The sequence below is a fragment of the Streptomyces sp. NPDC005263 genome (assembly GCF_042872365.1).
Taxonomy (GTDB): Bacteria; Actinomycetota; Actinomycetes; order Streptomycetales; family Streptomycetaceae; genus Streptomyces.
Window position 1 is genome coordinate 1,277,009 of record NZ_JBIAKJ010000001.1, and the last position, 24,366, is coordinate 1,301,374.

The 24,366-nt window shown below is 70.8% G+C and carries 24 protein-coding genes; 5 read left to right on the top strand and 19 right to left on the bottom strand.

Going from position 1 to position 24,366, the window contains the following annotated elements; translation table 11 throughout:
• Positions 1-6: 6 nt before the first annotated feature.
• From ispG to ACFYRY_RS05895, 16 genes are all read right to left on the bottom strand, one after another.
• Complete coding sequence (gene ispG, locus ACFYRY_RS05820) at positions 7-1,164, bottom strand: flavodoxin-dependent (E)-4-hydroxy-3-methylbut-2-enyl-diphosphate synthase (RefSeq protein ID WP_389140418.1); 1,158 nt, start codon at positions 1,162-1,164, stop codon at positions 7-9.
• A 4-nt stretch (positions 1,165-1,168) separates the two neighbouring features.
• The gene (hpnH, locus tag ACFYRY_RS05825; RefSeq protein WP_389140420.1) at positions 1,169-2,191 is read right to left on the bottom strand and encodes an adenosyl-hopene transferase HpnH; all 1,023 of its coding nucleotides are present in this window, start codon (positions 2,189-2,191) and stop codon (positions 1,169-1,171) included.
• A 5-nt stretch (positions 2,192-2,196) separates the two neighbouring features.
• Positions 2,197-2,838, bottom strand: coding sequence for a 1-hydroxy-2-methyl-2-butenyl 4-diphosphate reductase (locus ACFYRY_RS05830; protein ID WP_389140422.1), 642 nt, complete (start codon positions 2,836-2,838; stop codon positions 2,197-2,199).
• The gene (shc, locus tag ACFYRY_RS05835; protein WP_389140424.1) at positions 2,838-4,829 is read right to left on the bottom strand and encodes a squalene--hopene cyclase; all 1,992 of its coding nucleotides are present in this window, start codon (positions 4,827-4,829) and stop codon (positions 2,838-2,840) included. Before shc ends, ACFYRY_RS05830 begins: the two co-directional genes overlap by 1 nt.
• 116 nt (positions 4,830-4,945) lie before the next feature.
• The gene (locus tag ACFYRY_RS05840) at positions 4,946-6,010 is read right to left on the bottom strand and encodes a polyprenyl synthetase family protein (RefSeq protein ID WP_389141110.1); all 1,065 of its coding nucleotides are present in this window, start codon (positions 6,008-6,010) and stop codon (positions 4,946-4,948) included.
• A gap of 71 nt (positions 6,011-6,081) precedes the next feature.
• On the bottom strand, positions 6,082-7,590 hold the full coding sequence (hpnE, locus tag ACFYRY_RS05845; RefSeq protein ID WP_389140426.1) for a hydroxysqualene dehydroxylase HpnE: 1,509 nt from the start codon (positions 7,588-7,590) through the stop codon (positions 6,082-6,084).
• Positions 7,587-7,727, bottom strand: a complete 141-nt coding sequence (locus tag ACFYRY_RS05850; RefSeq protein ID WP_389140428.1) for a DUF6380 family protein — start codon at positions 7,725-7,727, stop codon at positions 7,587-7,589. Before ACFYRY_RS05850 ends, hpnE begins: the two co-directional genes overlap by 4 nt.
• On the bottom strand, positions 7,727-8,677 hold the full coding sequence (gene hpnD, locus ACFYRY_RS05855) for a presqualene diphosphate synthase HpnD (protein WP_389140430.1): 951 nt from the start codon (positions 8,675-8,677) through the stop codon (positions 7,727-7,729). The genes ACFYRY_RS05850 and hpnD overlap by 1 nt, the downstream gene beginning before the upstream one ends.
• Positions 8,674-9,576: a squalene synthase HpnC gene (hpnC, locus tag ACFYRY_RS05860; RefSeq protein ID WP_389140432.1), complete on the bottom strand. Its 903-nt coding sequence runs from the start codon at positions 9,574-9,576 to the stop codon at positions 8,674-8,676. Before hpnC ends, hpnD begins: the two co-directional genes overlap by 4 nt.
• A gap of 388 nt (positions 9,577-9,964) precedes the next feature.
• On the bottom strand, positions 9,965-10,753 hold the full coding sequence (locus ACFYRY_RS05865; protein WP_389140434.1) for an ABC transporter ATP-binding protein: 789 nt from the start codon (positions 10,751-10,753) through the stop codon (positions 9,965-9,967).
• The gene (locus ACFYRY_RS05870; RefSeq protein ID WP_389140436.1) at positions 10,746-11,675 is read right to left on the bottom strand and encodes an ABC transporter permease; all 930 of its coding nucleotides are present in this window, start codon (positions 11,673-11,675) and stop codon (positions 10,746-10,748) included. Before ACFYRY_RS05870 ends, ACFYRY_RS05865 begins: the two co-directional genes overlap by 8 nt.
• A gap of 114 nt (positions 11,676-11,789) precedes the next feature.
• A complete protein-coding gene (locus ACFYRY_RS05875) occupies positions 11,790-12,674 on the bottom strand; it encodes a glycosyltransferase family 2 protein (protein WP_389140438.1) in 885 nt (294 codons plus the stop codon).
• Complete coding sequence (locus ACFYRY_RS05880; RefSeq protein ID WP_389140440.1) at positions 12,671-13,450, bottom strand: CDP-alcohol phosphatidyltransferase family protein; 780 nt, start codon at positions 13,448-13,450, stop codon at positions 12,671-12,673. Before ACFYRY_RS05880 ends, ACFYRY_RS05875 begins: the two co-directional genes overlap by 4 nt.
• Positions 13,428-14,489, bottom strand: a complete 1,062-nt coding sequence (locus ACFYRY_RS05885; protein WP_389140442.1) for an iron-containing alcohol dehydrogenase family protein — start codon at positions 14,487-14,489, stop codon at positions 13,428-13,430. The genes ACFYRY_RS05880 and ACFYRY_RS05885 overlap by 23 nt, the downstream gene beginning before the upstream one ends.
• Positions 14,477-15,229, bottom strand: a complete 753-nt coding sequence (locus tag ACFYRY_RS05890) for a sugar phosphate nucleotidyltransferase (protein WP_389140444.1) — start codon at positions 15,227-15,229, stop codon at positions 14,477-14,479. The genes ACFYRY_RS05885 and ACFYRY_RS05890 overlap by 13 nt, the downstream gene beginning before the upstream one ends.
• The gene (locus ACFYRY_RS05895; RefSeq protein ID WP_389140446.1) at positions 15,226-17,022 is read right to left on the bottom strand and encodes a DUF5941 domain-containing protein; all 1,797 of its coding nucleotides are present in this window, start codon (positions 17,020-17,022) and stop codon (positions 15,226-15,228) included. Before ACFYRY_RS05895 ends, ACFYRY_RS05890 begins: the two co-directional genes overlap by 4 nt.
• A gap of 288 nt (positions 17,023-17,310) precedes the next feature.
• On the opposite strand from ACFYRY_RS05895, the gene galE reads away from it, so the two are divergent.
• The 3 genes from galE to idi all read left to right on the top strand — a co-directional run bounded on the left by galE (position 17,311) and on the right by idi (position 20,136).
• On the top strand, positions 17,311-18,300 hold the full coding sequence (gene galE, locus ACFYRY_RS05900) for a UDP-glucose 4-epimerase GalE (protein WP_389140448.1): 990 nt from the start codon (positions 17,311-17,313) through the stop codon (positions 18,298-18,300).
• Between the two features lie 117 nt (positions 18,301-18,417).
• Positions 18,418-19,356 carry a cation diffusion facilitator family transporter gene (locus ACFYRY_RS05905; protein WP_389140450.1) on the top strand — a complete coding sequence of 313 codons (939 nt, stop codon included), beginning with the start codon at positions 18,418-18,420 and terminating at the stop codon, positions 19,354-19,356.
• A 186-nt stretch (positions 19,357-19,542) separates the two neighbouring features.
• A complete protein-coding gene (gene idi / locus ACFYRY_RS05910; protein ID WP_389140452.1) occupies positions 19,543-20,136 on the top strand; it encodes an isopentenyl-diphosphate Delta-isomerase in 594 nt (197 codons plus the stop codon).
• 5 nt (positions 20,137-20,141) lie between these two features.
• On the opposite strand, the gene ACFYRY_RS05915 is transcribed toward idi, so the two are convergent.
• Entirely contained in the window at positions 20,142-20,651 is a 510-nt protein-coding gene (locus ACFYRY_RS05915) for an ATP-binding protein (RefSeq protein WP_389141112.1), read from the bottom strand.
• Positions 20,652-20,931: 280 nt separating this feature from the next.
• Between ACFYRY_RS05915 and ACFYRY_RS05920 the strand changes: the two genes are divergently transcribed.
• Positions 20,932-21,687, top strand: coding sequence for an enoyl-CoA hydratase/isomerase family protein (locus tag ACFYRY_RS05920; protein WP_389140454.1), 756 nt, complete (start codon positions 20,932-20,934; stop codon positions 21,685-21,687).
• On the opposite strand, the gene ACFYRY_RS05925 is transcribed toward ACFYRY_RS05920, so the two are convergent.
• Entirely contained in the window at positions 21,674-22,309 is a 636-nt protein-coding gene (locus ACFYRY_RS05925) for a DJ-1/PfpI family protein (protein ID WP_389140456.1), read from the bottom strand. The genes ACFYRY_RS05920 and ACFYRY_RS05925 overlap by 14 nt on opposite strands.
• A 21-nt stretch (positions 22,310-22,330) precedes the next feature.
• On the bottom strand, positions 22,331-23,290 hold the full coding sequence (locus ACFYRY_RS05930; RefSeq protein ID WP_389140458.1) for a GlxA family transcriptional regulator: 960 nt from the start codon (positions 23,288-23,290) through the stop codon (positions 22,331-22,333).
• 138 nt (positions 23,291-23,428) lie between these two features.
• Between ACFYRY_RS05930 and ACFYRY_RS05935 the strand changes: the two genes are divergently transcribed.
• Positions 23,429-24,298, top strand: a complete 870-nt coding sequence (locus ACFYRY_RS05935) for a hypothetical protein (RefSeq protein ID WP_389140460.1) — start codon at positions 23,429-23,431, stop codon at positions 24,296-24,298.
• Positions 24,299-24,366: the final 68 nt, after the last annotated feature.

A 24,366-nucleotide genomic window follows, 5' to 3' on the forward strand; every position in this document is an offset into this window, starting at 1 on the left:
TGCTGTTCAGCTCACGGTGACGGCCGGCTCCCCCGAGGCGACGCCGTCCTGCTCCATCTGTTCGGCGATCTTCATCGCCTCTTCGATCAGGGTCTCCACGATCTTCGACTCGGGGACGGTCTTGATGACCTCGCCCTTCACGAAGATCTGCCCCTTGCCGTTGCCGGAGGCGACGCCGAGGTCGGCCTCGCGGGCCTCCCCCGGGCCGTTCACCACGCACCCCATGACGGCGACCCGCAGCGGCACCTCCATGCCCTCCAGGCCCGCCGTGACCTCGTCGGCCAGCTTGTAGACGTCGACCTGGGCGCGCCCGCAGGACGGACACGACACGATCTCCAGCCGCCGCTGCCTGAGGTTCAGCGACTCAAGGATCTGGATGCCGACCTTGACCTCCTCGACGGGCGGTGCGCTCAGGGACACCCGGATGGTGTCGCCGATGCCCCGGCTGAGCAGGGCCCCGAAGGCCACCGCCGACTTGATCGTCCCCTGGAAGGCGGGGCCGGCCTCGGTGACACCCAGGTGCAGCGGATAGTCGCACTGCTGCGCCAGCAGCGTGTAGGCCTGGACCATCACCACGGGGTCGTTGTGCTTCACCGAGATCTTGATGTCCCGGAAGCCGTGCTCCTCGAAGAGCGAGGCCTCCCACAGGGCCGACTCCACCAGTGCCTCGGGCGTCGCCCTGCCGTACTTCTGGAGCAGGCGCCGGTCCAGCGATCCGGCGTTGACCCCGATCCGGATCGGCGTGCCGTGGTCCTTGGCGGCCCGCGCGATCTCCTTCACCTTGTCGTCGAACTGCTTGATGTTGCCGGGATTGACGCGCACGGCCGCGCAGCCCGCCTCGATCGCGGCGAACACGTACTTCGGCTGGAAGTGGATGTCGGCGATCACCGGGATCTGCGACTTGCGCGCGATGGTCGCGAGGGCGTCCGCGTCGTCCTGCGTGGGGCAGGCGACGCGGACGATCTGACAGCCGGACGCGGTGAGTTCGGCGATCTGCTGAAGGGTGGCGCCGATGTCGGACGTACGGGTCGTCGTCATGGACTGCACCGACACCGGGGCCCCGCCCCCGACCGCGACCGGCCCGACCTGGATCCGCCGCGACACGCGCCGCTCGGCGATCGGTCGGACCGGTACCTCGGGAACGCCCAGGGAAACGGCGTTCACGGCGCTAGTCGCGGTTTCCGTTGACGGTCTCGCGCATGGCCCGCAGCGACTCCTTGAGCGACCCCATGGTGGCCAGCACCGCGGTGGGCTCGTAGCCGCAGTGCGCCATGCAGTTGGCGCAACGCGGGTCCTTGCCGCGGCCGTACTTGTCCCAGTCGGTCTCCTCGATGAGTTCGCGGTACGTCGGCACGTACCCGTCGCTCATCAGGTAGCAGGGGCGCTGCCAGCCGAAGAGCGAGTAGTTCGGGATCGCCCAGGCCGTGCACGGGAAGTCGACCTTGCCCTCCAGGAAGTCCAGGAAGAGCGGGGAGTGGTTGAGCCGCCAGCGGCGCCGGTTGCCGCCCGAGAACGCCTTCTTGAACAGCTCGCGGGTCTGCTCCACGCCCAGGAAGTGCTCCTGGTCGGGTGCCTTCTCGTAGGCGTAGGCGGGCGAGATCATCATCTCGTCGACCTTGAGGTCGTCGTTGAGGAAGTTGAGCACCTCGATGATGGTCTGGGGGGTGTCGGTGTTGAAGAAGGTCGAGTTGGTGGTGACCCTGAAGCCCCGCCGCTTGGCCTCCTTGATCGCCTCCACGGCCTCGTCGAAGACGCCCTCCTTCGCGACCGACTCGTCGTGCCGCTCCCGCAGCCCGTCGATGTGCACGGCGAAGGCGAAGTAGGGAGAGGGGGTGAACTTGTCCATCTTCTTGCGCAGCAGCATGGCGTTGGTGCAGAGGAAGACGTACTTCTTCCTGGCCACCAACTGCCGTGCGATCTCGTCGATCTGAGGGTGCATCAGCGGCTCACCGCCGGCGATGGACACCATCGGCGCACCGGACTCCAGAACCGCTCCGACGGCCTGCGCCACCGGCATGCGCTGCTTCAGTACCCCGGCCGGGTGCTGGATCTTGCCGCAGCCCTCGCACTTGAGATTGCATGCGAAGAGAGGTTCCAGCTCCACGATGAGCGGGAACTTGTCCCGCTTGCGGAGCTTTTGTTCGGCCAAGTATGTAGCGACCTTGATGGACTGACGCAGCGGCATGGCCATCTGGCTCACCTCCGGGGGAGCAGCAAGGAACGGTGCCATTCATAGAAAGCGGGAAGGACCGATCGAAGTACACGGAAAGCTGATATTCCACCGCGCACCGTGCCGATCCGGACGAGTTCATGTTCTGGAGCGTCCACGACCACCCGGACGGCCGCAACCGGGCGCTCACGCGTGCGGGCGGCGGTCAGGAGCGTGGCCGCGGACTCCATGTCGACCGCGATCGCGCCGGTCGCGAGCAGATCCGACCGTTCGTGACCGCGGACGACGTGATCGGAACCGGTGAGCGGCCCGGTGTGGACGGTGCGCCCGGGAAACGCCCGTGCCAGCTCCTTCACGAGCCGGTCGGTGCCGACGCACGGCACGGTGCCGCGCGGGTCCCGGGTCTCCTCGGCGACGACCAGGTCACCGGGGTGCATACCGGGGGCCAGCCCGGCGCAGAAGCCCGTGGCGAGCACGGCGGCCCCGTCGAGCTCCGGGTCGGCCAGGAGTCGGGTGACGGCCCGCTCGGCCGCCTTCGGTCCCATGCCGGTGCGCAGCACGGTGACCGGCCCGTCGGCGCCGCCGCGGTCGCCGATGCGCAGGGCGAGGTGCTCGATGCCGAGCGCGCAGGCGATCAGCAGCGGTGCCGGAGCGGGCTGGGTGCCCATCACCCGGCTCCGGCCCCGGAGAACGGCTCTCCGTGGACGTACCGGCCCAGCGCGGTGAGCGGGAACACCTGCCGGTAGAGGTGGTAGTTGATCGAGAAGTCCCATGGGAAGCCGGTGCCGGTGAAGTACGGCTCGTCCCAGGAACCGTCCTCGCGCTGGGTGCTCGCGAGCCACTCGATGCCACGCTCGACGGCTTTGGAGTCCCGCTCCCCCGCCGCCAGCAGCGCCATCAGCGCCCACCCGGTCTGTGAGGCGGTGGAGGCGCCCCGTCCGCTCCACTCCTTGGCGTGCTTGTAGGAGCGCAGGTCCTCGCCCCAGCCGCCGTCGTCGTTCTGTACCTTCTCCAGCCAGGCCACCGCCCGTCGGATCGCCGGGTGCGAGGCGGGGATCCCGGCCGCGGTCAGGGCGGGCACCACCGACCCGGTGCCGTAGACGTAGTTGACGCCCCAGCGTCCGAACCACGATCCGTCCGGCTCCTGTTCGGCCAGCAGCCATTCGATGCCGCGCCGGGTGCGTGGATCGTGCGAGAGACCCTCGACGGCCAGCATCTCCACCACGTGCGCGGTGACGTCGGCGGACGGCGGGTCGATGACCTCCCCGAAGTCGCAGAACGGCAGCCGGTTGGGGAACGGGCTGGTGTTGTCGACGTCGAAGGCGCCCCACGCGCCGTTCTTCGACTGCATGCCGAGGTTCCAGCGCACCCCGCGCCCGATCGCGTTCTCCACCCGCTCCGGGTCGTGGTGCTTGACCCGGCGCAGCGCGAGAACGACCTCCGCGGTGTCGTCGATGTCCGGGTAGTTGTCGTTGTGGAACTCGAACGCCCAGCCGCCCGGCGGGAGTTGGGGCCGTTTCACCGACCAGTCCCCGGGCCGCACGATCTGTTCACCGAGCATCCAGTCGGCTGCCTTGACCAGTTGGGGATGATCGGCGGGCACCCCCGCGTCGGCGAGCGCGATGGTCGCCAGGCAGGTGTCCCAGACCGGGGACTGGCAGGCCTCGATCATCCGGGCCCCGTCCTCGCGCCACACGGCGAACCGGTCCAGCGACTCGAGTCCCGCGCGCATCACGGGGTGTTCGAGGTCGTAGCCGAGCAGGTGCAGGGCGATCACCGAGTACACGGCCGGCGGCTGGATGCCGCCCCAGCAGCCGTCGTTCTCCTGCCGCTCGATGATCCAGCGGGCGGCGGAGTTCATCGCGGCCTTGCGCAGCTTGCGCGGTGCGACCCTGCGCAGCGCGTGCAGGGCCTTGTCGAGTCTTTGGAAGGCGCCGTCCCAACTCACCACGGGTGCCAGGGGCTTGGGCGGATTGGGGAGGGCCGGGTCGGTGTGCAGCTCGTCGAGCGGGAAGGGCGCGGGCCGCACCGGCCGCTTCGCGGAGACGATCGTCAGCGGGACGATGGTCTGCCGGGCCCAGCACCCGAAGTCGTAGATGTTGAGGGGCACCCAGGTGGGGAAGTAGATCAGCTCGGGCGGCAGTTCGGGCAGGTCCTCCCACTTCCACCAGCCGAACAGCGCCAGCCAGATGCGGGTGAAGACCCGGGCGGCGGCGATTCCGCCGCGCTCGCGGATCCAGGCGGAGGCCTTCGCCATGTGCGGGGCGTCCGGTGCGTCGCCGGCGAGGCGCAGGGCGACGTACGCCTCGACGGTGGTGGAGAGTTCGCCCGGGCCGCCGTAGAAGCTCGCCCAGGCGCCGTCCTCGCGCTGTTCGCCGCGGACGAAGAGCGCGGCGGCCCGGGTCGTCTCCTCGTCGCGGATGCCCAGGAACTGCCGCAGCAGCAGATCCTCGGCGTCCATGGTGACGTTGGTCTCCAGGTCGCCCTTCCACCAGCCCTCGGCGTCCTGTCGGGACAACAGGAAGTCGGTGGATCGTCGCACGGCACGTACGGCGGTGTCCCGTACGTCCGCGCTCACGGACATGGTGGTGGCTGTTTCGCTGGCCGAGGCTGCGCGGGGCGGCAGGGCCCCGGTGCTTCCGTCGGTCGTCGCTGTCATGGCTTCCCCTTCGTGCAGTCGTACGAGTCGTGCTGCTGTGGGTCCGCCGTCGGCCGGTGCTGTTCTTCCCGCGACACCGGCCGGCGACTACGCGAGGGCTATTCGACCGATAGTGATCATCTCTTTCGTACGACGACGAAGTCGGCCAGCGCCGTGAACCGCGCCCGTACCCGGTCGGGCATGTCCACGGCGTCGAGGGCCTCGATGGCGATGGTGTGCTGACGGCGAGCTTCCTCGGTCGTCCACTCGCGGCCGCCCGCGTCCTCGATGAGGGCGGCGCGGGCCGCGAACTCCTCCTCGGAGAAGTTCTCGAAGTCGCTGCTCTTGGCGTCGGCGGCGAGGATCTCGCCGAGCCGCTCGGAGGCGGCACCGCCCGCCGCGAGCGCGGCCACGACCGGCAGGGACTTCTTGCGCTGGCGCAGATCGCTCCAGGTCTGCTTGCCGGTCGACACCGGGTCGCCCCAGATGCCGAGGAGATCGTCGACGGCCTGGAAGGCGAGGCCGAGGTGGTAGCCGTACTTCTCCAGCGCGTCGGCGGTGCGGTCGTCCGCGCCGCCGAGCACCGCTCCGATGGAGCTGGCGCAGGCCAGCAGGGCGCCGGTCTTGTTGCCCTCCATCTCCAGGCACTCCTCGACGCTGACGCGGTCGCGGTGCTCGTAGGAGATGTCCTGCGCCTGCCCGTCGATCAGTGCGCGGGTCGCGGTGGTGAGGCGGCGGGTGGCGCGTCCCGCGTCGGCCGTGCCGAGTTCCAGGAGGACCTCGTTGGCGAGGGCGAACAGGGCGTCGCCGACCAGGATGGCCTGGGCGGGGCCGTGCACCTTCCAGACGGTGTCGCGGTGCCGGCGCTGTTCGTCACCGTCCATCAGGTCGTCGTGCAGCAGGGAGAAGTTGTGGACCAGCTCGACGGCAACCGCGCCGGGGATGCCGGTCTCGGGCGCGGCGCCGGTGACCTCGGCGGACAGCACCGCGAGGGCGGGCCGGACGGCTTTGCCGCCGTCGCCGTCCGCGGGGTTGCCCTGGGCGTCGATCCAGCCGAAGTGGTAGGCGGCGACGGTGTCCATGGGAGGTGCCAGGCGGTCCACGGCCGCCCGCAGCACCGGTGTGGCCAGGGTCCGGCCGCGCTCCAGGAGCGCGGCGACGTCCACCGCGGTCCTCCGGGCGGCCGTCTCGGCCTGGGGCACAGTGGGCACAGTCTCTCCTCTTGTTGCGGTACCGGAGGTGCGGGGACCTGCCGTGCCGTGCTGATCGGCCTTCACCGGGCCCCACCTCGCAGTGAGACGCCGGTTCCCTCCCGTGTCGGGCCGGGGACCTGGGGGGTGTCGTCTCCCGGGACGACGCGATGGGCCGTTTCCTCGAACTCGAAGAGACGGTGGGGGCGGGGGCGGCCCAGGGCGGAGAGCGCGGCGTCGGCCGCGCTCACTCCGCTGCGGACCGCGCTCTCCATGGTCGCGGGCCACCCGGTGGCGGTCCACGCCCCGGCCAGGTAGAGGCCGGGTGCCTTGGTGCGGGCACCGGGCCTGAGGCGCCCGACGCCGGGGGTGGGCGCGAACGTCGCCGTGCGCTCCCTGGTCACGAAGAAGTCCCGCACCTCGGCCCCCCGGGTGCGGGGCAGCAGCCGTTCCAGCTCGGGCAGATAGCGCTCGCGCAGGGCGGCGACCGGTTCGTCGATCTCGTCGTGCGCGGCCGACTGGGAGAGGGCGAGGTACTGGCCCCGGCGCAGCCCGGACGCCTCGGTCCGGTCGAACACCCACTGCACGGGGGTGCCGAGGGCCGCGAAGAACGGTGCGTCCAGCACCTTCCGGTCGTAGACGACATGGACGTTGAGGATGGGTGCGGTGCCCATCCGCAGCAACCGTTCGGGGGCGTCGAGGGCCCCGTCGGGCAGCAGATCGTGGGCCTCGCGCTGCGGTACGGCGAGGACGACGGCGTCCGCCCGGAGCGTCCGCCCGGGAACCTGAACGTTCCACGTCCCGTTCTCGTCAGTAGAGATGGAGGTGACGCGTGTACGGATCTCGGTACGCACGCCCGCGGAGTCGAGCGCCTTGCGGGCCAGCCGGTCGTGCAGTTCGCCCAGCGGTACGTGCGCCCACCCGATGTCGGCCGCGCCCGGGTCGGACAGCAGACCGGTCTTGAACACCATCGCGGCGAGCCCGAGCGAGGCGTCGCCCGCGACCGCGTTGAGGGTGGCGACCCCGACCAGGTCCCACAGGGCCTCGACGGCACGCGCCGACTGACCGTGTGCGGTCAGCCAGCTGCCGAAGTCCTGGGTGTCCAGGGTCGGATCGGCGAGGTCGAGCCCCTTGAGCGCGAGCGCGGCCCGCCCGACCTTGGCACGTTCGGTGAGCGAGAGATGCGGATACGTGGCGAGGCTGCGCCCCAGATGCAGGGGCACCGGCAGCGCGTCGCGCCGCAGCCTGCCGAGCCGCCGTCCCTCGGGCCGGTCGACATCGAGTACGGGCACGTCGAGGCGGTCCTGCAGCGGAGCCAGCGCCGCGCCCTCGATCCGGTCCAGGAACCAGCGGTAGGCGGTGCAGCAGCGCAGGTAGACGTGCTGTCCGTTGTCGACGGTCAGTCCGTCGCGCTGGAAGGAGAAGGCGAGCCCGCCCAGGCGTGGCCTGCCTTCGAGCAACGTCACCCGGACTCCGGCGTCGGCGAGCGCGAGCGCGGCGGTGATTCCGGCCAGTCCGCCACCGATCACGACGGCGTCCGACCCGAAGCGTCCGTCCGCGAGCGGCTCGTCGGACCGCGTGCCGTCGGTCATCGTGCGCCCTCCCCTGCCCGGCCCCCGCACAGGTCGAACGGGGCACGGCTGATCGTCGCAGTCAGGGACGCCGTAGCCCGCCGGAGGGTTGCGTGCCGCTTTTCTCCGGCGGCATCACCTTGGACCGGATTGTCCATCAGGTGCGCCTCCTGACGGTCATACGGGTCACATGCCGGGCGTCCAGGCCGGACAGGCCGCGCACGGCGACATACGCCTTCTCCCGCCCGGGCAGCGAGACCCGGCCGCGCAGCACGGCCTCCGGGTCGCGCTCGATCCGGTCCAGGAGGCGGCGGTAGATGCCGGCCATGGCGGCGACACAGGCGCCGCTGCGCCGGTCGAGCATGGGGAGCAGCCGGTAGCCCTCGGCGAACAGGGCGCGGGCCCGGCGCACTTCGAAGTGCACGAGGCCCGCGAAGTCGGCGCCCTCCGGTGGTTTCGGCCCGTTGAAGCCGGCCGAGCAGCCGAACTTGGCGAGGTCGTCGGCGGGCAGGTAGGTACGCCCTCCTTCGGCGTCCTCGCGGATGTCCCGCAGGATGTTGGTGAGCTGGAGCGCGAGCCCGAGCGTGTCGGCGTACTCCGGCGCGCGTTCCACGCCACGCGCCCCTGGTTCCGTACCGAACACCCCGAGCGACAGCCGCCCGATGGCGCCCGCCACGCAGCGGCAGTAGACCTTCAGGTCGTCCCAGGTCTCGTAGGTCTCGCCGTGTACGTCCCTCAGCACACCGTCGATGAGTTCGTCCAGGCCGCCGAGCGGGATGGGAAAGACATCGGCGGCGTGCGCGAGGGCGACCGCGACGGGATCGGTGTCGTCCTCGCCGACCGCTCCGTCGCGGACCCGAGCCAGCATCGCCCGGGTCTCGTCGAGTCTCTTGCTCTTGACCTCGTCCGCCAGCACGCCGTCGCCGATGTCGTCGACGCGCCGGGAGAACGCGTACAGCGCCGACATCGCACGGCGCTTGGGCGTCGGCAGCAGCCTGATGCCGTAGGCGAAGTTACGGGCCTGCTGCCCGGTGACGGTCTCGCAGTAGCTGTAGGCGGCGAGTACCGGTGCGGACACGTATGGTTCCGACTCCACGGTCCGGATCACCCCTCTCCTCGCAGAGTGACGCCCACCTCGCGCAGCAACCGCAGTGTGCCGGGCTTGGGCGGGCCGGGAAGTACGTCGTATTCGGCGGCGGCGATCGCTCGGAGCGCCGCCCTTCCTCCCGCCACGAACCCTGCGAGCAGCAGCTTCAACCTGCCGTGGACGCTACCCACGAGAGGGGCGCCTTCATTCAGGAGGTCGCGGGCGCGTTGTGCTTCGTACGCAACCAGCGCACGCACCGAGGCGCCCCCGGTTTTCCTGGCGAGATCCGTTTCCTGGACGTGAAAGCGCTTCATGTCCTCGGCGGGCAGGTAGACGCGGTCGCGACCGAGGTCCTCGGCGACGTCCTGGAGGTGCTCGACGATCTGCAGGGCCGTGCAGATCTCGTCGGAGCGGCGGATCCGCTCGGGGGTCGAGGTACCGGTCACGGCGAGGACCAGGCGCCCGACGGGGTTGGCGGACAGCTCGCAGTACGCGAGGAGGTCGCCGTAGGTCTCGTAGCGCGTGACCGTCTGGTCCTGGCGGTTCGCGGCGATCAAGCCGAGGAAGGGCTCGGGGGTGAGCGCGTGACGGCGGACGGTCGGCTGGAGGCGGCGCAGCAGCGGGTGGCGTGGGGTGGCGTCGAAGACACGGCGGAGGTCGGCTTCGAAGGCGTCAAGGAGCGTCATCCGGTCCTCGGCCGCCGCGGGCGGCACACCGAGCAGACGGGCGTCGGCGCCACCGGGTGCGAGGTCGCCGTCACCGATGTCGTCGACGAGGCGGGCGAAGCCGTAGACGGCCATGAGGTCGGTGCGCCAGGCCGCGGGCAGAAAGAAGGGCGCCACGGGAAAGTTCTCCGCGGCGGCCTTGTCGAGCGTGCCGCGCTCCGCCGGGCCGGGGCGGATCGTACCGGTTCCCGTCATCGCCGGCTACCCGGAGCGGGGACGGCACACGCTGCGTGGAGCTGGGGAGTTTCCGTAGCCATTGCCGTCACATCTCCCGTTCTACACCGCCGACCCAATGCGCACTATTTCGGACACGCCGCCCGACCGTTCGTGCGACGGCTCGGCGGAGGATGTCGTGCATTATCGCCCCACTTGCCGCGTTTTCGGGACCGGTACAGCTTACGTTGTACAACGCGGCGTGGTTCGCTGGGGTGTCCTGCAGATCACAACAACACACCGATTGGGCCCAAGATTCCCAAGCCGGGCCGAAGTTGACGTTTCCTTTGCAGACGCGGAGGCCCGCCGGAGCAGTTCCGGCGGGGTCCGGGGAAGCGCAGCGGTCCCTTTTCGCCCGGGCGCGGATGGGCTACTTGCCCGTGAACTTCTCGTACTCCTTGAGGACCTCGTCGGTCGGGCCGTCCATACGCAGCTCGCCGCGTTCCAGCCACAGGACGCGGTTGCAGGTGTCACGGATCGACTTGTTGTTGTGGCTGACGAGAAACACCGTGCCGGCCTCCTTGCGCAGCTCCCGGATGCGCTCCTCGGAGCGCTTCTGGAACTTGCGGTCGCCGGTGGCCAGCGCCTCGTCGATCATGAGGACGTCGTGGTCCTTCGCGGCGGCGATGGAGAAGCGCAGGCGGGCCGCCATCCCGGAGGAGTAGGTGCGCATCGGGAGGGTGATGAAGTCGCCCTTCTCGTTGATCCCGGAGAAGTCGACGATCTCCTGGTAGCGCTCCTTGATCTGCTCGCGGGACATTCCCATGGCCAGCCCGCCCAGTATGACGTTCCGCTCGCCGGTGAGGTCGTTCATCAGGGCCGCGTTGACGCCGAGCAGGGACGGCTGGCCGTCGGTGTACACCTTGCCCTTCTCGGCGGGCAGCAGGCCGGCGATGGCGCGCAGCAGGGTCGACTTGCCGGAGCCGTTGGAGCCGATCAGGCCGACCGCCTCGCCGCGGTAGGCGACGAAGGAGACACCCTTGACGGCGTGCACCTTGCGCACCCCGCGCGCCGCATCGTCGGAGCCTCGCTTGACGATGCGGCTGAGGGCCGCGGTGGCGCTGCCCTTGCCGGTCTTGGCTCCGTTGACGCGGTAGACGATGTGCAGCTCGTCCGCGATGACGGTGGGGATCCGCGCGTCCTCGATGTTCTCAGCCACGGCCGTACCGCTCCTCCGCCTTCCAGAAGTACACGAAGCCGCCGAGCGCGAAGAGCGCGGCCCAGCCGCCGGCCGCCGCCCACACGTGGTCGGGCAGGTTCTCGGAGCCGTAGCCCTCGATGAGGGCGAAGCGCATCAGGTCCATGTAGATCGCGGCCGGGTTCCACTGCAGAATATTGGCGATCCAGGCCGGCTTGTCCTCCAGCATGATCTTGATGGAGAACATCACGCCGGACGCGTACATCCAGGTACGCATCACGAACGGCATCAGCTGGGCGAGGTCGGGGGTCTTGGCGCCCGCCCGGGCCATGATCAGCGACAGGCCGGTGTTGAAGAGGAACTGCAGGGCGAGCACCGGGACGATCAGCACCCAGGACAGGTCCGGGTAGCTGCCGAAGGCGATCACCACGATGAACACCACGACCATCGAGAACAGCAGTTGCTGGAGCTGCTGCAGCGCGAAGGAGACCGGCAGCGAGGCGCGCGGGAAGTGCAGCGCGCGGACCAGGCCGAGGTTGCCGGAGATCGCGCGGACGCCCGCCATCACCGAGCTCTGGGTGAAGGTGAACACGAACACGCCCGTGACCAGGAACGGGATGTACACGTCCCGCGGCATGCCGCGTCCGGCGTTCAGGATGACGCCGAAGATGAAGAAGTACACGGCCGCGTTCAGCAGCGGGGTGGCCACCTGCCACAGCTGCCCGAGCTTGGCCTGGCTGTACTGGGCGGTCAGCTTCGCCCGCGAGAACGCGAGGATGAAGTGGCGCCGGTCCCAGAGCTGGCGGACGTACTCGGCCAGGGACGGCCGGGCGCCGCTCACGGTCAGTCCGTGTTTGGCGGCGAGCTGAGCCGCCGTGAGGCCCTCGTCGGCGGGCCCGGGCACGCTCACCGCGACCGTGCCGTCGTGCGTTGTCTCACTCACTAGTGGAAACTTTCGTGTTCGAGATGCGCAGCCCGTGCGGGCATGCCATGGCCGAGGGCCCCGGTACGGGCCCGGGGCCTCGGTACGGCCCGGTTGCTGTCGGATACGAGCTTGTCAGATGACGGGGGGCCGGCCCAGTCGAGTCAGCCGCCACACGGTACGCCACTTCATGGCCCGGCGCGGCCCGCACGGTGTGCTCCAGCCTTCCCGGAAACCGCCGAACCAGGCCTTCAGCGCGGACCGCGAGGGGCGCCGAAGCAGCGTGAGCAGCAGCCAGACACCCAGGTAGACGGGGACCAGGGGCGCGGGGAGGTTCCGGCGGGCGAGCCAGACCCGGTTGCGGGCGACCATGCGGTGGTAGACCGCGTGCCGTGAGGGCGCGGTCGTCGGGTGGTACAGCACCATGTCGGACCGGTAGTCGATCATCCAGCCCGCGTCGAGGGCCCGCCATGCCAGGTCGGTTTCCTCGTGTGCGTAGAAGAACTCGTCGGGAAGTCCGCCGACTTCGGCGAAGACCTTCGTACGGACGGCGTTGGCGCCGCCGAGGAAGGTGGTGACCCGGGAGGAGCGCATCGGGTCGGCGGCGCGCAGCCGCGGGACGTGGCGGCGCTGGGTGACTCCGGTCTCGGGGTCGGCGATGCGGAAGCTGATGATGCCGAGTTTCGGGTCGGACGCGAAGGCCTGCCGGCACAGCTCGGCGGTGTCGTGGCCGGCCAGGAGGCCGTCGTCGTCCAGGAACATCATGACGTCGACGTCGCGGCCGCCGGGGCCGAAGGCCTCGATACCGACGTTGCGGCCACCCGGGATGCCGAGGTTCTCCGGCAGCTCGATGGTCCGCACACCTTCGGGGACGTCCGGGACGGGCGAGCCGTTGCCGACCACGACCACCTCGACCCGGTCGCCGTCCTGCTTGGCGACCGAGTCGAGCAGGGCGCGCAGCTCGTCGGGGCGGTTGCCCATGGTGATGATCACCGCGCCGACCTTCAGGCCCGGGTTCATCGCAGCCTGCTCGACACGAGGATGGACACGAGGTGCAGCACGGTCTGGAGCAAGGCGATGCCGGCCAGCACGGCGACGCCGAGCCGGGTGAAGAACAGGTCGCCGCGCGCCTGGTCGACGATCGCCAGGACGAGGATCAGCAGGGACGCCTCTATACCGAGCACCAGCCGGTGGAACTTCAGCGCGGCGGCGGCCTTGCGGGCCAGCGCCATCCCGGAGGAACGCGGCTCGGACGCGGCCTCCTTGACCGGCGGCAGTCCGTTCTGGTGGCGGGCCACCCCGACCAGGTCGGTCTCGGCCTTGATCAGGATCGCGCCGAGGGCGGCGAGCGTGCCCAGGAAGGCCCACAGCCAGTCGATCCGCCCGGAACCCCACAGGTCGGCGGCGCGCAGACCGAAGCCGACGAGCACGGCGGCGTCGGTCAGATAGGCGCCGACCCGGTCCAGGTAGACCCCGCCGAGGGAGTACTGCTTTCTCCAGCGGGCGATCTCACCGTCGACGCAGTCCAGCAGCAGGTACAGCTGGACCATGACCACGCCGAGCACGGCCCCCGGGATCCCCGGCACCAGCAGGGCCGGGGCCGCGAGGACGCCGCAGACGGTCATCAGGTACGTGAGCTGGTTGGGCGTGACCCTGGTGTTGACCAGGTAGCGGTCGACCCGCAGGGACACCTCTCGCATGTAGAGGCGCCCCATCCAGTGCTCACCGCTGCGCCGGTCCTTCACCCCCGCGGGGTGGACGACCGGACGGAGTTCAGCTACCGATGGCCTTGACATAGTCGGCGTAGATGTCCTTGATCTGTTCGGTCTTGAGGTCGAGGTGTTCGAGGATCGTGTATCGGCCGGGCCGGGTCTGAGGGGCGTACTCCACGGCACGGACGAACTCGTCCGTGGTGAAGCCGATCTCCTCCGGCAGCACCGGCAGCCCGTGGCGGCGCAGTACCTCCGCCATGGAGGCCGACTCCTCGTGGGCTCCGCGCAGGTACATCGCGAAGGCCGCGCCGAGTCCGCACTGCTCGCCATGGGCGGCGGCCCGCTTGGGGTAGAGCACGTCGAAGGCGTGGTGGATCTCGTGGCAGGCCCCGGAGCACGGCCTCGAGTCACCGGACACGGACATGGAGATCCCGCTGAGGACCAACGCCTCGGCGAGTACTTGCAGGAAGGCGTCGTCACCGACTCCGCCGGGGTGGCGCAGTACCGCTTCGCCGGCCTGGCGGGCCATCGCCGCGGCGAGACCGTCGACCTTCTCGCCGTTGACCCGGTTGGCGAGCTCCCAGTCGGCGACCGCGGAGATGTTGGAGATGACGTCGCCGATGCCGGAGCGGACGAAGCGGACGGGTGCCTCGCGGATCACGTTCAGGTCGATGACGACCGCGATCGGGTTCGGCACACCGTACGAGCCGCGGCCCGCGTCGTTGTCGAGGGTGGCGACCGGTGAACACAGGCCGTCGTGCGCGAGGTTGGTGGCCACGGCGACCATGGGGAGGCCGACCCGCGCCGCCGCGAACTTGGCACAGTCGATGATCTTCCCGCCGCCGAGTCCGACGACCGCGTCGTAGTGGCCGGCCTTTATGTCGCTCGCCAGCCGGACCGCGTCGTCGATGGTGCCGCCGCCGACCTCGTACCAGGTGGCGCCGGGCAGCGTGGGGGCGATCCGCTCCCGCAGCCTGGCGCCCGAGCCGCCGCTGACGGCGATCGCGAGTTTGCCGGAGTGCGAGATGCGTTCGTCGGCGAGGACGCAGCCCAGGTCGTCGAGAGCACCCGGACGGATGTCGACGACGAGCGGGGAGGGGATCAGCCGGGTCAGTACTGGCACGCGATCTCCCGTCCGCGGGCGAGATCGTCGTGGTTGTCGATCTCCACCCACTTGACGTCGCCGATCGGCGCCACGTCGATACGGAAGCCGCGGTTCACCAGTTCCTGGTAGCCGTGCTCGTAGAACTGCTGCGGGTCCGTCTCCCAGACCGCCTTGAGCGCGTCGGCCAGTTCGGGGGCCGCGTCGCCCTCGATGAGGGTGACGCCGATGTATTCGCCGGTCGCCTCGGCCGGGTCCATCAGCTTGGTGATCTTCGTCATGCCCTTGCCGGGGTCGACGACGACCTTCATCTCCTCGTCCGCGAGGGACTTCACCGTGTCCAGGGCGAGGATGATCTTCTTGCCGTCGCCGCGGGCGGCGAGCAGCGTCCTCTCGACGGAGACCGGGTGGACGGTGTCGCCGTTGGCGAGGATCACGCCGTCCTTGAGGGCGTCACGTCCGCACCACAGGGAGTAGGCGTTGTTCCACTCCTCGGCCTTGTCGTTGTCGATCAGGGTGAGCTTGAGGCCGTACTTCTCCTCAAGGGCCGCCTTGCGGTCGTACACGGCCTCCTTGCGGTAGCCGACGATGATCGCGACCTCGGTCAGACCGATCTCGGCGAAGTTGCCGAGCGTCAGGTCCAGGACCGTCGGTTCGCCCTCTATGCCCGCGGGCCCCACCGGCACCAGTGCCTTGGGAAGGCTGTCGGTGTAGGGGCGCAGACGCCGTCCGGCGCCGGCCGCCAGCACGAGGCCGATCATGCGGGTTCTCCTTCGTCGTGTACGGCGGGCGCGCCACCCTGGTGGGCGGCCACCCAGAAACGGATGCTCTCGACGAGCACCACCAGGGCGACAGCCACGGCGAGGACCGTGAGCGCGACCGTGAACTGCGAGGCGGTGAGCACCGCGGCCAGGACGGCGACGAGCAGCGTCCGCCCTTCGTGCCCCCCGATGACGCGCACCAGCCAGGCCGGGGGTGATCCGGCGTCGCCGCGGATGCGGTACACCGTGTCGTAGTGATGGTAGGCGACGGCCGACACCAGGCCGAAAGCCGCAGGAAGGGCCCCTTGCACGTCCGCCTGGGCCGCCAGGATCAGGACGGTGCCGTATTCGGCGGCGCGGAACAGCGGGGGGACGAGCCAGTCGAGGGAGCCCTTGAGGGGGCGGTACAGCGCCTGGCCGGCGGTGACGGTGTAGACGACGGCACCCGCGACCGGGGCCCAGGTCACACCGGAGAAGAGGGCCACGGCGAGGACGGCCGTTCCCGCGAGCGCCACCAGCAGCGGGGCGCCGAGCCGGACGCGGGTGGCACGCGCCACGAGAGTGGCGAGCGGCCCGTTGTCCGCGAGGTCCGCGAGTGCCCGCGCCGCCCGGTCCGTGCGCTGTGCCTTACGTGTCAGGGATCGCAGCACCCGGCCCGCGGTGGTGTACGTCGCGGCGAACGCGCACCCGATGAGCAGTGCGTAGAAGGTGATACGAGGAGTCGTGGCCGCCGTCAGGATCGCGATCATCGCCCAGCGCTCGCCGATCGGCAGCACGATCATCCGGCGGATCCACACCGTCCAGCCGACGCTGTCGAGCTTGTCCGAAAGGGCGGCTGTGGGGCTTGTGTTGGCGGTCGCGTCGTGGTTCGCCTCGTTGAAGGAGAAGTCGACGACGTGCCGGCAGGTCTGCAGGATCATCGCGCCGAGCGCCAGCGCCCAGACGTCGTCGCCGCCGCGGGCCGCGCCCAGTGCGAGGCCCGCGTAGTAGGCGTACTCCTTCGCCCGGTCGAAGGTGGCGTCCAGCCAGGCGCCGAGCGTGGAGTACTGGAGGGAGTAGCGGGCGAGCTGTCCGTCGGTGCAGTCCAGGACGAAGGACGCGATCAGCAGCACACCGGCCGCGACGAAGCCGCCCCGGGTGCCGGTGGCCGCGCAGCCCGCCGCTATCAGGGCGGTGAGCAGGGACGCGGTGGTGACCTGGTTGGGGGTCAGGCCCCGGCGGGCGCACCAGCGGGCGATGTAGCGGGAGTACGGGCTGATGAAGTAGGTGGTGAAGAACCCGTCGCGGGCCTTCACGGCCGACTTCAGGCGTATCGCCTCGTCGTCGACGGCGGCGACGGCCTGCCGGGCCTCGTTGCCGGCCTGCGGGTCGGCCGGCACGGCGGCGACCAGGCGGCCGAGTTCGGGGCGGTGCACGGCGGTGCCGTCGGCGTCGAGGGCGGTGACGATGCGGTCGGCGAGGCTGTCCACGGCGAGGGCGGTACCGCCGCCCGCGGAGTTCTCGCGCGCCATCGCCCGGGTCAGGGCCTGACGGCCGGCCGGCTGGGCGGTCACGGCCCCGGTGACCGCGGAGAGCGGGAAACGGGGGTCGGTGAGGCCGAGGCGCAGCGCGTGCAGGTGGCCCACGAAGCGGGCGTCGACCACGGCGACCCGCTGGTCACCGGGGACCTGGGCGAGCTGGGTCTCCGCCTCCGCGGCGTCCGAGGCGAGCCGGACGTCGAAACCGAGGGACCGCAGATCGCCCTCGATCGACGATCCGGGGACCGGCTGACCGGTGAGGATGGCGGTCGACAACCGAACTCACTCCCTGGGTGCCGACGCGCGGGCGCCGGGCGTGTGCATGGTGGGGGCGCCCCTTGGCGTCGCATGGCTTTACCAGGCGGGCGGCATGTCGGCAGAGGCTATCGGATACCCGGAAGACCGCGTTCACCGCCCGTTCAGGTGCCGATCAACGTCGTCTCCTCCGGCCTTCGCCGCGATCATCATCGTGGATCGCGGGCCCCTCCCACAAACTTGCGCCTGCAGACCGGGCATCCGGGACATTGCGCCGGGCGTCCGGGCCTCGGCATAGGGTGGGCGACCATGACATGGCTGATCACCGGCGGTGCCGGGTACATCGGGGCACATGTGGCGCGGGCCATGACCGAGGCCGGTGAGCGCGTCCTCGTCCTGGACGACCTGTCGGCCGGGGTGCCCGCGCGACTGCCGGCCGGCGTCCCGCTCGTGCACGGGTCGTCGCTGGACGCCGGCCTGCTGAAGCGGGTGTGCGCGGAGCACGCGGTGTCCGGGGTGGTGCACCTGGCCGCGCGCAAGCAGGTCGCCGAGTCCATGGCCCGGCCGACCCATTACTACCGGGAGAACGTCGGTGGTCTCGCCACTCTCCTGGAGGCGGTCGCCGAGGCCGGGATCCGGCGTTTCCTGTTCTCCTCCTCGGCCGCCGTGTACGGCAGCCCCGACGTGGACCTGATCACGGAGGAGACTCCGTGCGCCCCGGTGAACCCGTACGGCGAGACCAAGCTGGCCGGGGAGTGGCTGGTGCGGGCCGCGGGCGAGGCGCACGGCATCGCGACGACGTGCCTGCGCTACTTCAACGTCGCCGGGGCCGCCGCGCCGGAACTGGCGGACACCGGGGTGTTCAACATCGTCCCGATGGTCTTCGACCGGCTCACCCGCGACGAGGCCCCGCGCATCTTCGGCGACGACTATCCGACACCGGACGGCACCTGCGTGCGTGACTACATTCACGTCGCCGATCTGGCTGAGGCCCATCTCGCGGCGGCGCGGCGGCTGACCGGGGAGGCCGTCCACGGGGACCTGACCGTCAACATCGGCCGCGGCGAGGGCGTCTCGGTCCGCGAGCTGATCACGGTGATCGGTGAGGTGAGCGGCGACCGGCGGGCACCCGTCGTCGAGGCCCGGCGCCCCGGGGACGCGCCCCGCGCGGTCGCCTCGGCCGCCCGGGCCGCCGAGACGCTCGGCTGGACGGCGCGGCGCGGGGTGGCGGAGATGGTCGAGTCGGCGTGGCGCGGATGGCTGCTGCGGCACCGCCTCCGACCCGCCGCACGACCCTGACCTGCATAACGTTTCCGCAGGTCACGGCACATGACAACGGTGTTCAGTGCCGCGTTGCCGGGTACCCCCCACCCGTAGTTCACTGTGATCCCGGACGGAACACAGGAGGCGTTTTCCATGGGGGCTGGGCACGATCACGGACACACGCACGGCCCGCCGGCCGGCGGTACCGCGACCACGGCGTACCGCGGGCGGCTGCGGGTGGCACTGTCGATCACGCTCACCGTGATGGTGGTCGAGATCATCGGCGGTGTGGCCGCCGACTCGCTCGCCCTGGTCGCGGACGCGGCCCACATGGCGACGGACGCCCTGGGCCTGGGCATGGCGCTGCTGGCGATCCACTTCGCCAACCTGCCGCCGAGCGACCGGCGCACCTTCGGGTACGCCCGCGCGGAGATCCTCGCCGCGCTCGCCAACTGTCTGCTCCTGCTCGGGGTCGGCGGGTATGTGCTGTACGAGGCGATCCAGCGGTTCGTCACCCCCGCCGCCACCGAGGGCGGACTGACCATCGTGTTCGGCCTGATCGGTCTGGTCGCGAACATGATCTCGCTCACGCTGCTGATGCGCGGTCAGAAGGACAGCCTGAACGTGCGCGGCGCGTTCCTGGAGGTCGCGGCGGACGCGCTGGGCTCGCTGGCGGTGCTGGTCTCGGCCGTGGTGATCCTCACCACGGGCTGGCAGGCGGCCGACCCGATCGCCTCGCTGCTGATCGGTCTGATGATCGTCCCGCGCACCTTCAAGCTGCTGCGCGAGACCCTCGACGTCCTGTTGGAGGCCGCCCCCAAGGGCGTCGACATCGCGGAGGTCCGGGCCCACATCCTGGCCCTGGACGGCGTCGAGGACGTCCATGACCTGCACGCTTGGACGATCACCTCCGGGATGCCGGTGCTGTCCGCGCATGTGGTGGTGCGCTCCGACGTGCTCAGCGCGATCGGCCACGAGAAGATGCTGCACGAGCTCCAGGGCTGCCTCGGCGACCACTTCGACGTGGAGCACTGCACCTTCCAGCTGGAGCCGGTCGGGCACGCGCAGCACGAGGCCCGACTGTGCCACTGAGACGCCAGTTCGGTCGGTGCGATGCGCGTTCTGACGGAATGCAGCGATCCGGTGCACCTGGGCGTTCTCCTGCCCGCCGCCCCGCCCCGAGCGGTTCCGTGGCCGCCGCGCCGGGCACGACCACTGCCGGGAGTGTCGGTTTCGTACGGCACACTTGGGGCGCGTAGACCGATGTGAAGGATGGGTATGCCGATCACACCTGCCACCGCGACGCACAGTCCGTCGAACGGCACCGCAGACGCGATCTTGCTGGAACTGGTCGACGAGAACGGTGTGACGATCGGCACCGCGGAGAAGCTCGCCGCACACCAGCCGCCGGGACAGCTGCACCGCGCCTTCTCCGTGTTCCTCTTCGACGAGCTGGGCCGACTGCTGCTCCAGCAGCGTGCGCACGGCAAGTACCACTCCCCCGGTGTGTGGTCCAACACCTGCTGCGGGCACCCCTATCCCGGCGAGGCACCCTTCGCGGCGGCGGCCCGGCGGACGTACGAGGAGCTCGGGGTCTCCCCGTCGCTGCTCGCCGAGGCCGGCACGGTCCGCTACAACCACCCGGATCCGGACTCGGGCCTGGTGGAGCAGGAGTACAACCACCTCTTCGTCGGTCTGGTGCAGTCCGCACCGCGGCCGGACCCGGAGGAGGTCGGCGAGACCGTCTTCGTGACCCCCGCCGAGTTGGCCGAGCGGCATGCGAAGGACACCTTCTCGTCCTGGTTCATGACCGTCCTGGACGCGGCCCGGCCGGCGGTCAGGGAGCTGACGGGTCCGTCCGCCGGCTGGTGACCGCCCTATCGCAGGCGGGTGGGCCGCAGCGGCAGCGCGGCCCAGATCACCTTGCCGCCGCTCGCGGTGTGCTCCACGTCGCACACCCCGCCTGCCTCCCGGGTGATCTCGCGCACGAGCAGCAGGCCACGGCCACCGGTGCGACCGTGGTCGGTCTCCAGGGCGGTCGGCCGGTAGGGGTGGTTGTCCTCCACGGACACCCGCAACCACTCGGCGGCGACGGCGATCTCCACGGCGAGTGTCGGCGACAGCAGCGCCGCGTGCCGCACGGCGTTGGTGACCAGCTCCGAGACGATCAGCAGCACGCCTTGCGCCAGGTCCTCCGAGACCGGCACGTCCTGGCGGTACAGCAGGTCCCGTACGGCGTGTCGCGCCTGCGGGACGGAGGCGTCGACCGTCGGCGCGGTGAACCGCCAGACGCCTTCGTACGGCAGCGGATCCGGCGGCCCGGGGTCGAGGGGCTCGTCCGCCCCGTCTACAGGGCGAGGGGCTGACCCGCGCCCGTGGTCGTCCATCGTCAGGTCGCCACCCTTACGCTCGGTTGTCACCACACCTCGAGTGTTGGGAACCGGCTCCCCCGCCCAGAGACCTGAACAGAAATCAGCGGGTATCGAGCGCTTCCGACCATTGACGTACGTCACAGTCGAATAGGGGACCTCCTTTGTCCCCTTCACTCCGTCTTCGTGAACTATTCGGGATGTACACGTTGGGCGACGGCCCCGCCCCGTTCGCTCCGCCCGGCCCGCGCCACCCTCCCCGCGCCGGGCTGCTCGGCGGCTGGATAGCATCCGGCGCATGGAGCCCCAGCTGCTGCACGCTGTCGCCGACTCGGTCGCCACCGTCGTCATCCACCACCCGGCCAAGCGCAACGCGATGACCGCCGAGATGTGGCGGGCCCTGCCACCGCTGCTCGACAGGCTCGCGGCCGATCCGGACGTGCGGGCACTGGTGCTGACCGGTGAGGGCGGGACGTTCTGCGCGGGCGCCGACATCTCCACGCTCCAGGGGTCGCCCCAGGAGGCGCAGGGGCTCGCGGTGCGCGCCGAGGAGGCCCTCGCGGCCTTCCCGAAGCCGACGCTGGCCGCGGTGCGCGGACACTGCGTGGGCGGCGGGTCTCAGCTCGCGGCGGCCTGCGATCTGCGGTTCGCCGAGGAGGGCGCGCTGTTCGGGGTGACACCGGCGAAGCTCGGGATCGTGTACGCGGCGTCCTCCACCCGGCGACTGGTGTCGCTGGCGGGCCCGGCGACGACCAAGTACCTGTTGTTCTCCGGGGAGTTGATCGACACCGAACGGGCACTGCGCTCGGGTCTGGTGGACGAGGCGCTGCCCGCGGGCGAACTCGGCAAGCGGGTCGCGGAGTTCACCCGGGTCCTGGTGTCCCGCTCACAGCTGACGCAGGCCGCGGCGAAGGAGTTCGCGGACGGACGCACGGACCGGGACGCCCACTGGGCGGAGCAGGCACGCGGCAGCGGCGACACCGCCGAGGGTGTCGCCGCGTTCCTGGAACGCAGACAGCCACGCTTCAGCTGGAACGTGCCTACGTCAGGATGAAGCGGCTCTTGGAGCGGAACTCCTCGACCAGGTGGGCGGGCGCCTTGCGCGGGGATCCACAGTCGTAGGGCGGCTGCGGGTCGTACTCCGTCAACAGTTGGACGGCCCGAGCGTGTTCGTCGCCGGCGATCCGGCCGAGCAGGGTCAGCCCCATGTCGATGCCGGAGGAGACGCCGGCCGCGGTCACGTACTTGCCGTCGAACACGACCCGCTCCTCCGTCGGCTCGACCCCGAACTCCCTCAGGAAGTCGAGGGCCAGCCAGTGCGAGGTCGCCCGGCGGCCGGCGAGGAGTCCGGCCGCGGCGAGCAGCAGGGAGCCGGTGCACACGGAGGTCGTCCAGGTGCTGGTGGCGTCGGCGGTGCGCAGCCAGTCCAGCAGAACGGCGTTCTCCATCTGCGGGGTCTGCCCCGGCCCGCCGGGCACGACCACGATGTCGGGGCTCGGCACCTCGGCGAGCGTCCTGTCGGCGGTGAGGGCGAGGTTGCCCGTGTCGTTGCGCACGGGCCCGGTCCGCTCGGCCACGAAGACGGTCTCCGCGTCCGGGAGACGGCCCAGGGTTTCGTACGGGCCGACGGCGTCCAGGGCGGTGAAGCGGTCGAAGAGGACGATGGCGATCTGCATCTGCTTCCTTCCAGGAGGCGTTCAGAGGGCGGCTGCGGGGCGGAACCGGCGGCGGTACTCGGCCGGAGCGGCCCCGAGAGCCTTGACGAAGGCGCGGCGCATGGCCTCGGGGGTGCCGTAGCCGCTGGCGCGGGAGATTTCCTCGACGCCGGCGGAGGTGTCCTCCAGGAGGCGGCGGGCGTGTTCGATCCGGACCCGGTCGACGTATCGGCCGGGGGTCGTACCGGTCTCGGCGCGGAAGGCCCGGGCGAAATGGCGGGGCGAGAGGCTGGCGCGTTCGGCGAGGGACTCGACGGTCAGGTCGGCGGCGGGGTGCTCGGTGATCCACTGCTGGACCTCGCGGAGCGGCTCGCGCTGGGCTGTCTGGGCGGCCAGCTGGGCACTGAACTGGGCCTGGTTGCCGGGGCGGCGCAGGAAGACGACCAGGTGGCGGGCCACGACGAGTGCCGCGTCCCGGCCCAGGTCCTCCTCGACCAGGGCGAGAGCGAGGTCGATGCCCGAGGTGACGCCGGCGGAGGTGGAGACGTGTCCGTCGCGCACGTAAATGGGGTCCGGGTCCACCTCGACGGCCGGGTGGTCGCGGGCGAGTCTGTCGCAGTAGGCCCAGTGCGTCGTGGCGCGGCGGCCGTCCAGTAGTCCGGCCTCGGCGAGCCGGATGGCGCCGGTGCACACGGAGACCAGGCGCCGGGCGCGTGGGCCGTGGTCACGCAGCCAGTCGGTCAGCCGCCGGTCGGGGCTGCGGGTGCCCTGACCGCCCGGCACGAGCAGGGTGTGCGGGTCGGGCGCGTCGTCGAGCGCCTCGTCCGGCACGAGGGTCAGACCGCTGGAGGTGCGCACGGGGGCGCCGTTCATGGCGGCCGTGCGGATGCGGTACGTGCCCGGGGTGTGCTTCTCGGCGCCGGCGAAGACTTCCAGGGGGCCGGTGACGTCCAGGCTCTGTACGCCGTCGAAGAGGACGAGGAGAACGGTTCGCTGCGCCATGCACACGATTCTTCGGGGACACGGGGATGGCCGCAATGACGTTGAGCCCACCTTTCCTGCCATTGGCCAGCCGCGAAGCCAACCCGGACCCGGACCTGGACCCGGAAGAGGTACCGACCGGTCGGTAACGTGCTCGTCATGACTACCGTTGCCCTGGACCCGCGTGCGGGCCGTCAGTGTCACAACGTCCTCAACACCCTGCACGCGACGCACTACTTCTCCCCCGATCTGAGCCGGGAGCTGGGCGCGGTCGGTGTCACGCACCCCCGGGCCGTCAACTTCGCGGTACGGGCGGCGGCGCTGGGGCCGGTCGGGGCGGGCGCGGTGACGGCGGCGTTCTACAACTACAAGCACGCACTGGTGGCCCGCCATGTGCCCGCGGTGTGGGAGACCGCCACGCCCGAGCAGGTCCTGGCGGCACGCGCGCGTGCCGTCGACGCGACGCTGCGCCGCCTGCTGGGCGAGGAGACGGTCGCGTCGGCGGAGATGGCGGAGGCCGCCCGCCTGGCTCTGCGCGCCGTCGAGGGCTGCTCGCGCTCCGCACGCCCGCTGTACTCCGCGCACGCCGACCTGCCGGTGCCGACCGAGCCGCACCTGGCGTACTGGCACGCGGCCACCCTGCTGCGCGAGCACCGGGGCGACGGGCACCTCGCGGTTCTGGTGTCCGCTGAGCTCGACGGTCTGGAGGCCGTGGTCACGCACACGGCGACCGGCAAGGGCATGACGCCGAAGTGGGTGTCCGACAGTCGTGGCTGGACCCGGGAGGAGTGGGACGCCGCGGTCGGGCGGCTGCGCGGGCGTGGCCTGCTCGACGAGGACGGCGAGCTGACCGAGCGGGGGCTCGCGCTGCGCGAGGAGATCGAGCGGGAGACGGACCGGCTGGACCGGGCCCCGTACGAGCACCTGGGCGCGGACGGCGTGGCGCGCCTGACCGAGCTCGGCGCGGGTTTCGCGCGCGCCGCGCTCACCGCCGGCGCCTTCCCCGCGGATCTGCTCGGCAAGCGCTGATCATTTGGTCACGGCCAAGAAGCATGCCTGGCCGTCCGCGAGGTACCCGTTCCTCTCCCGGTCGTGGT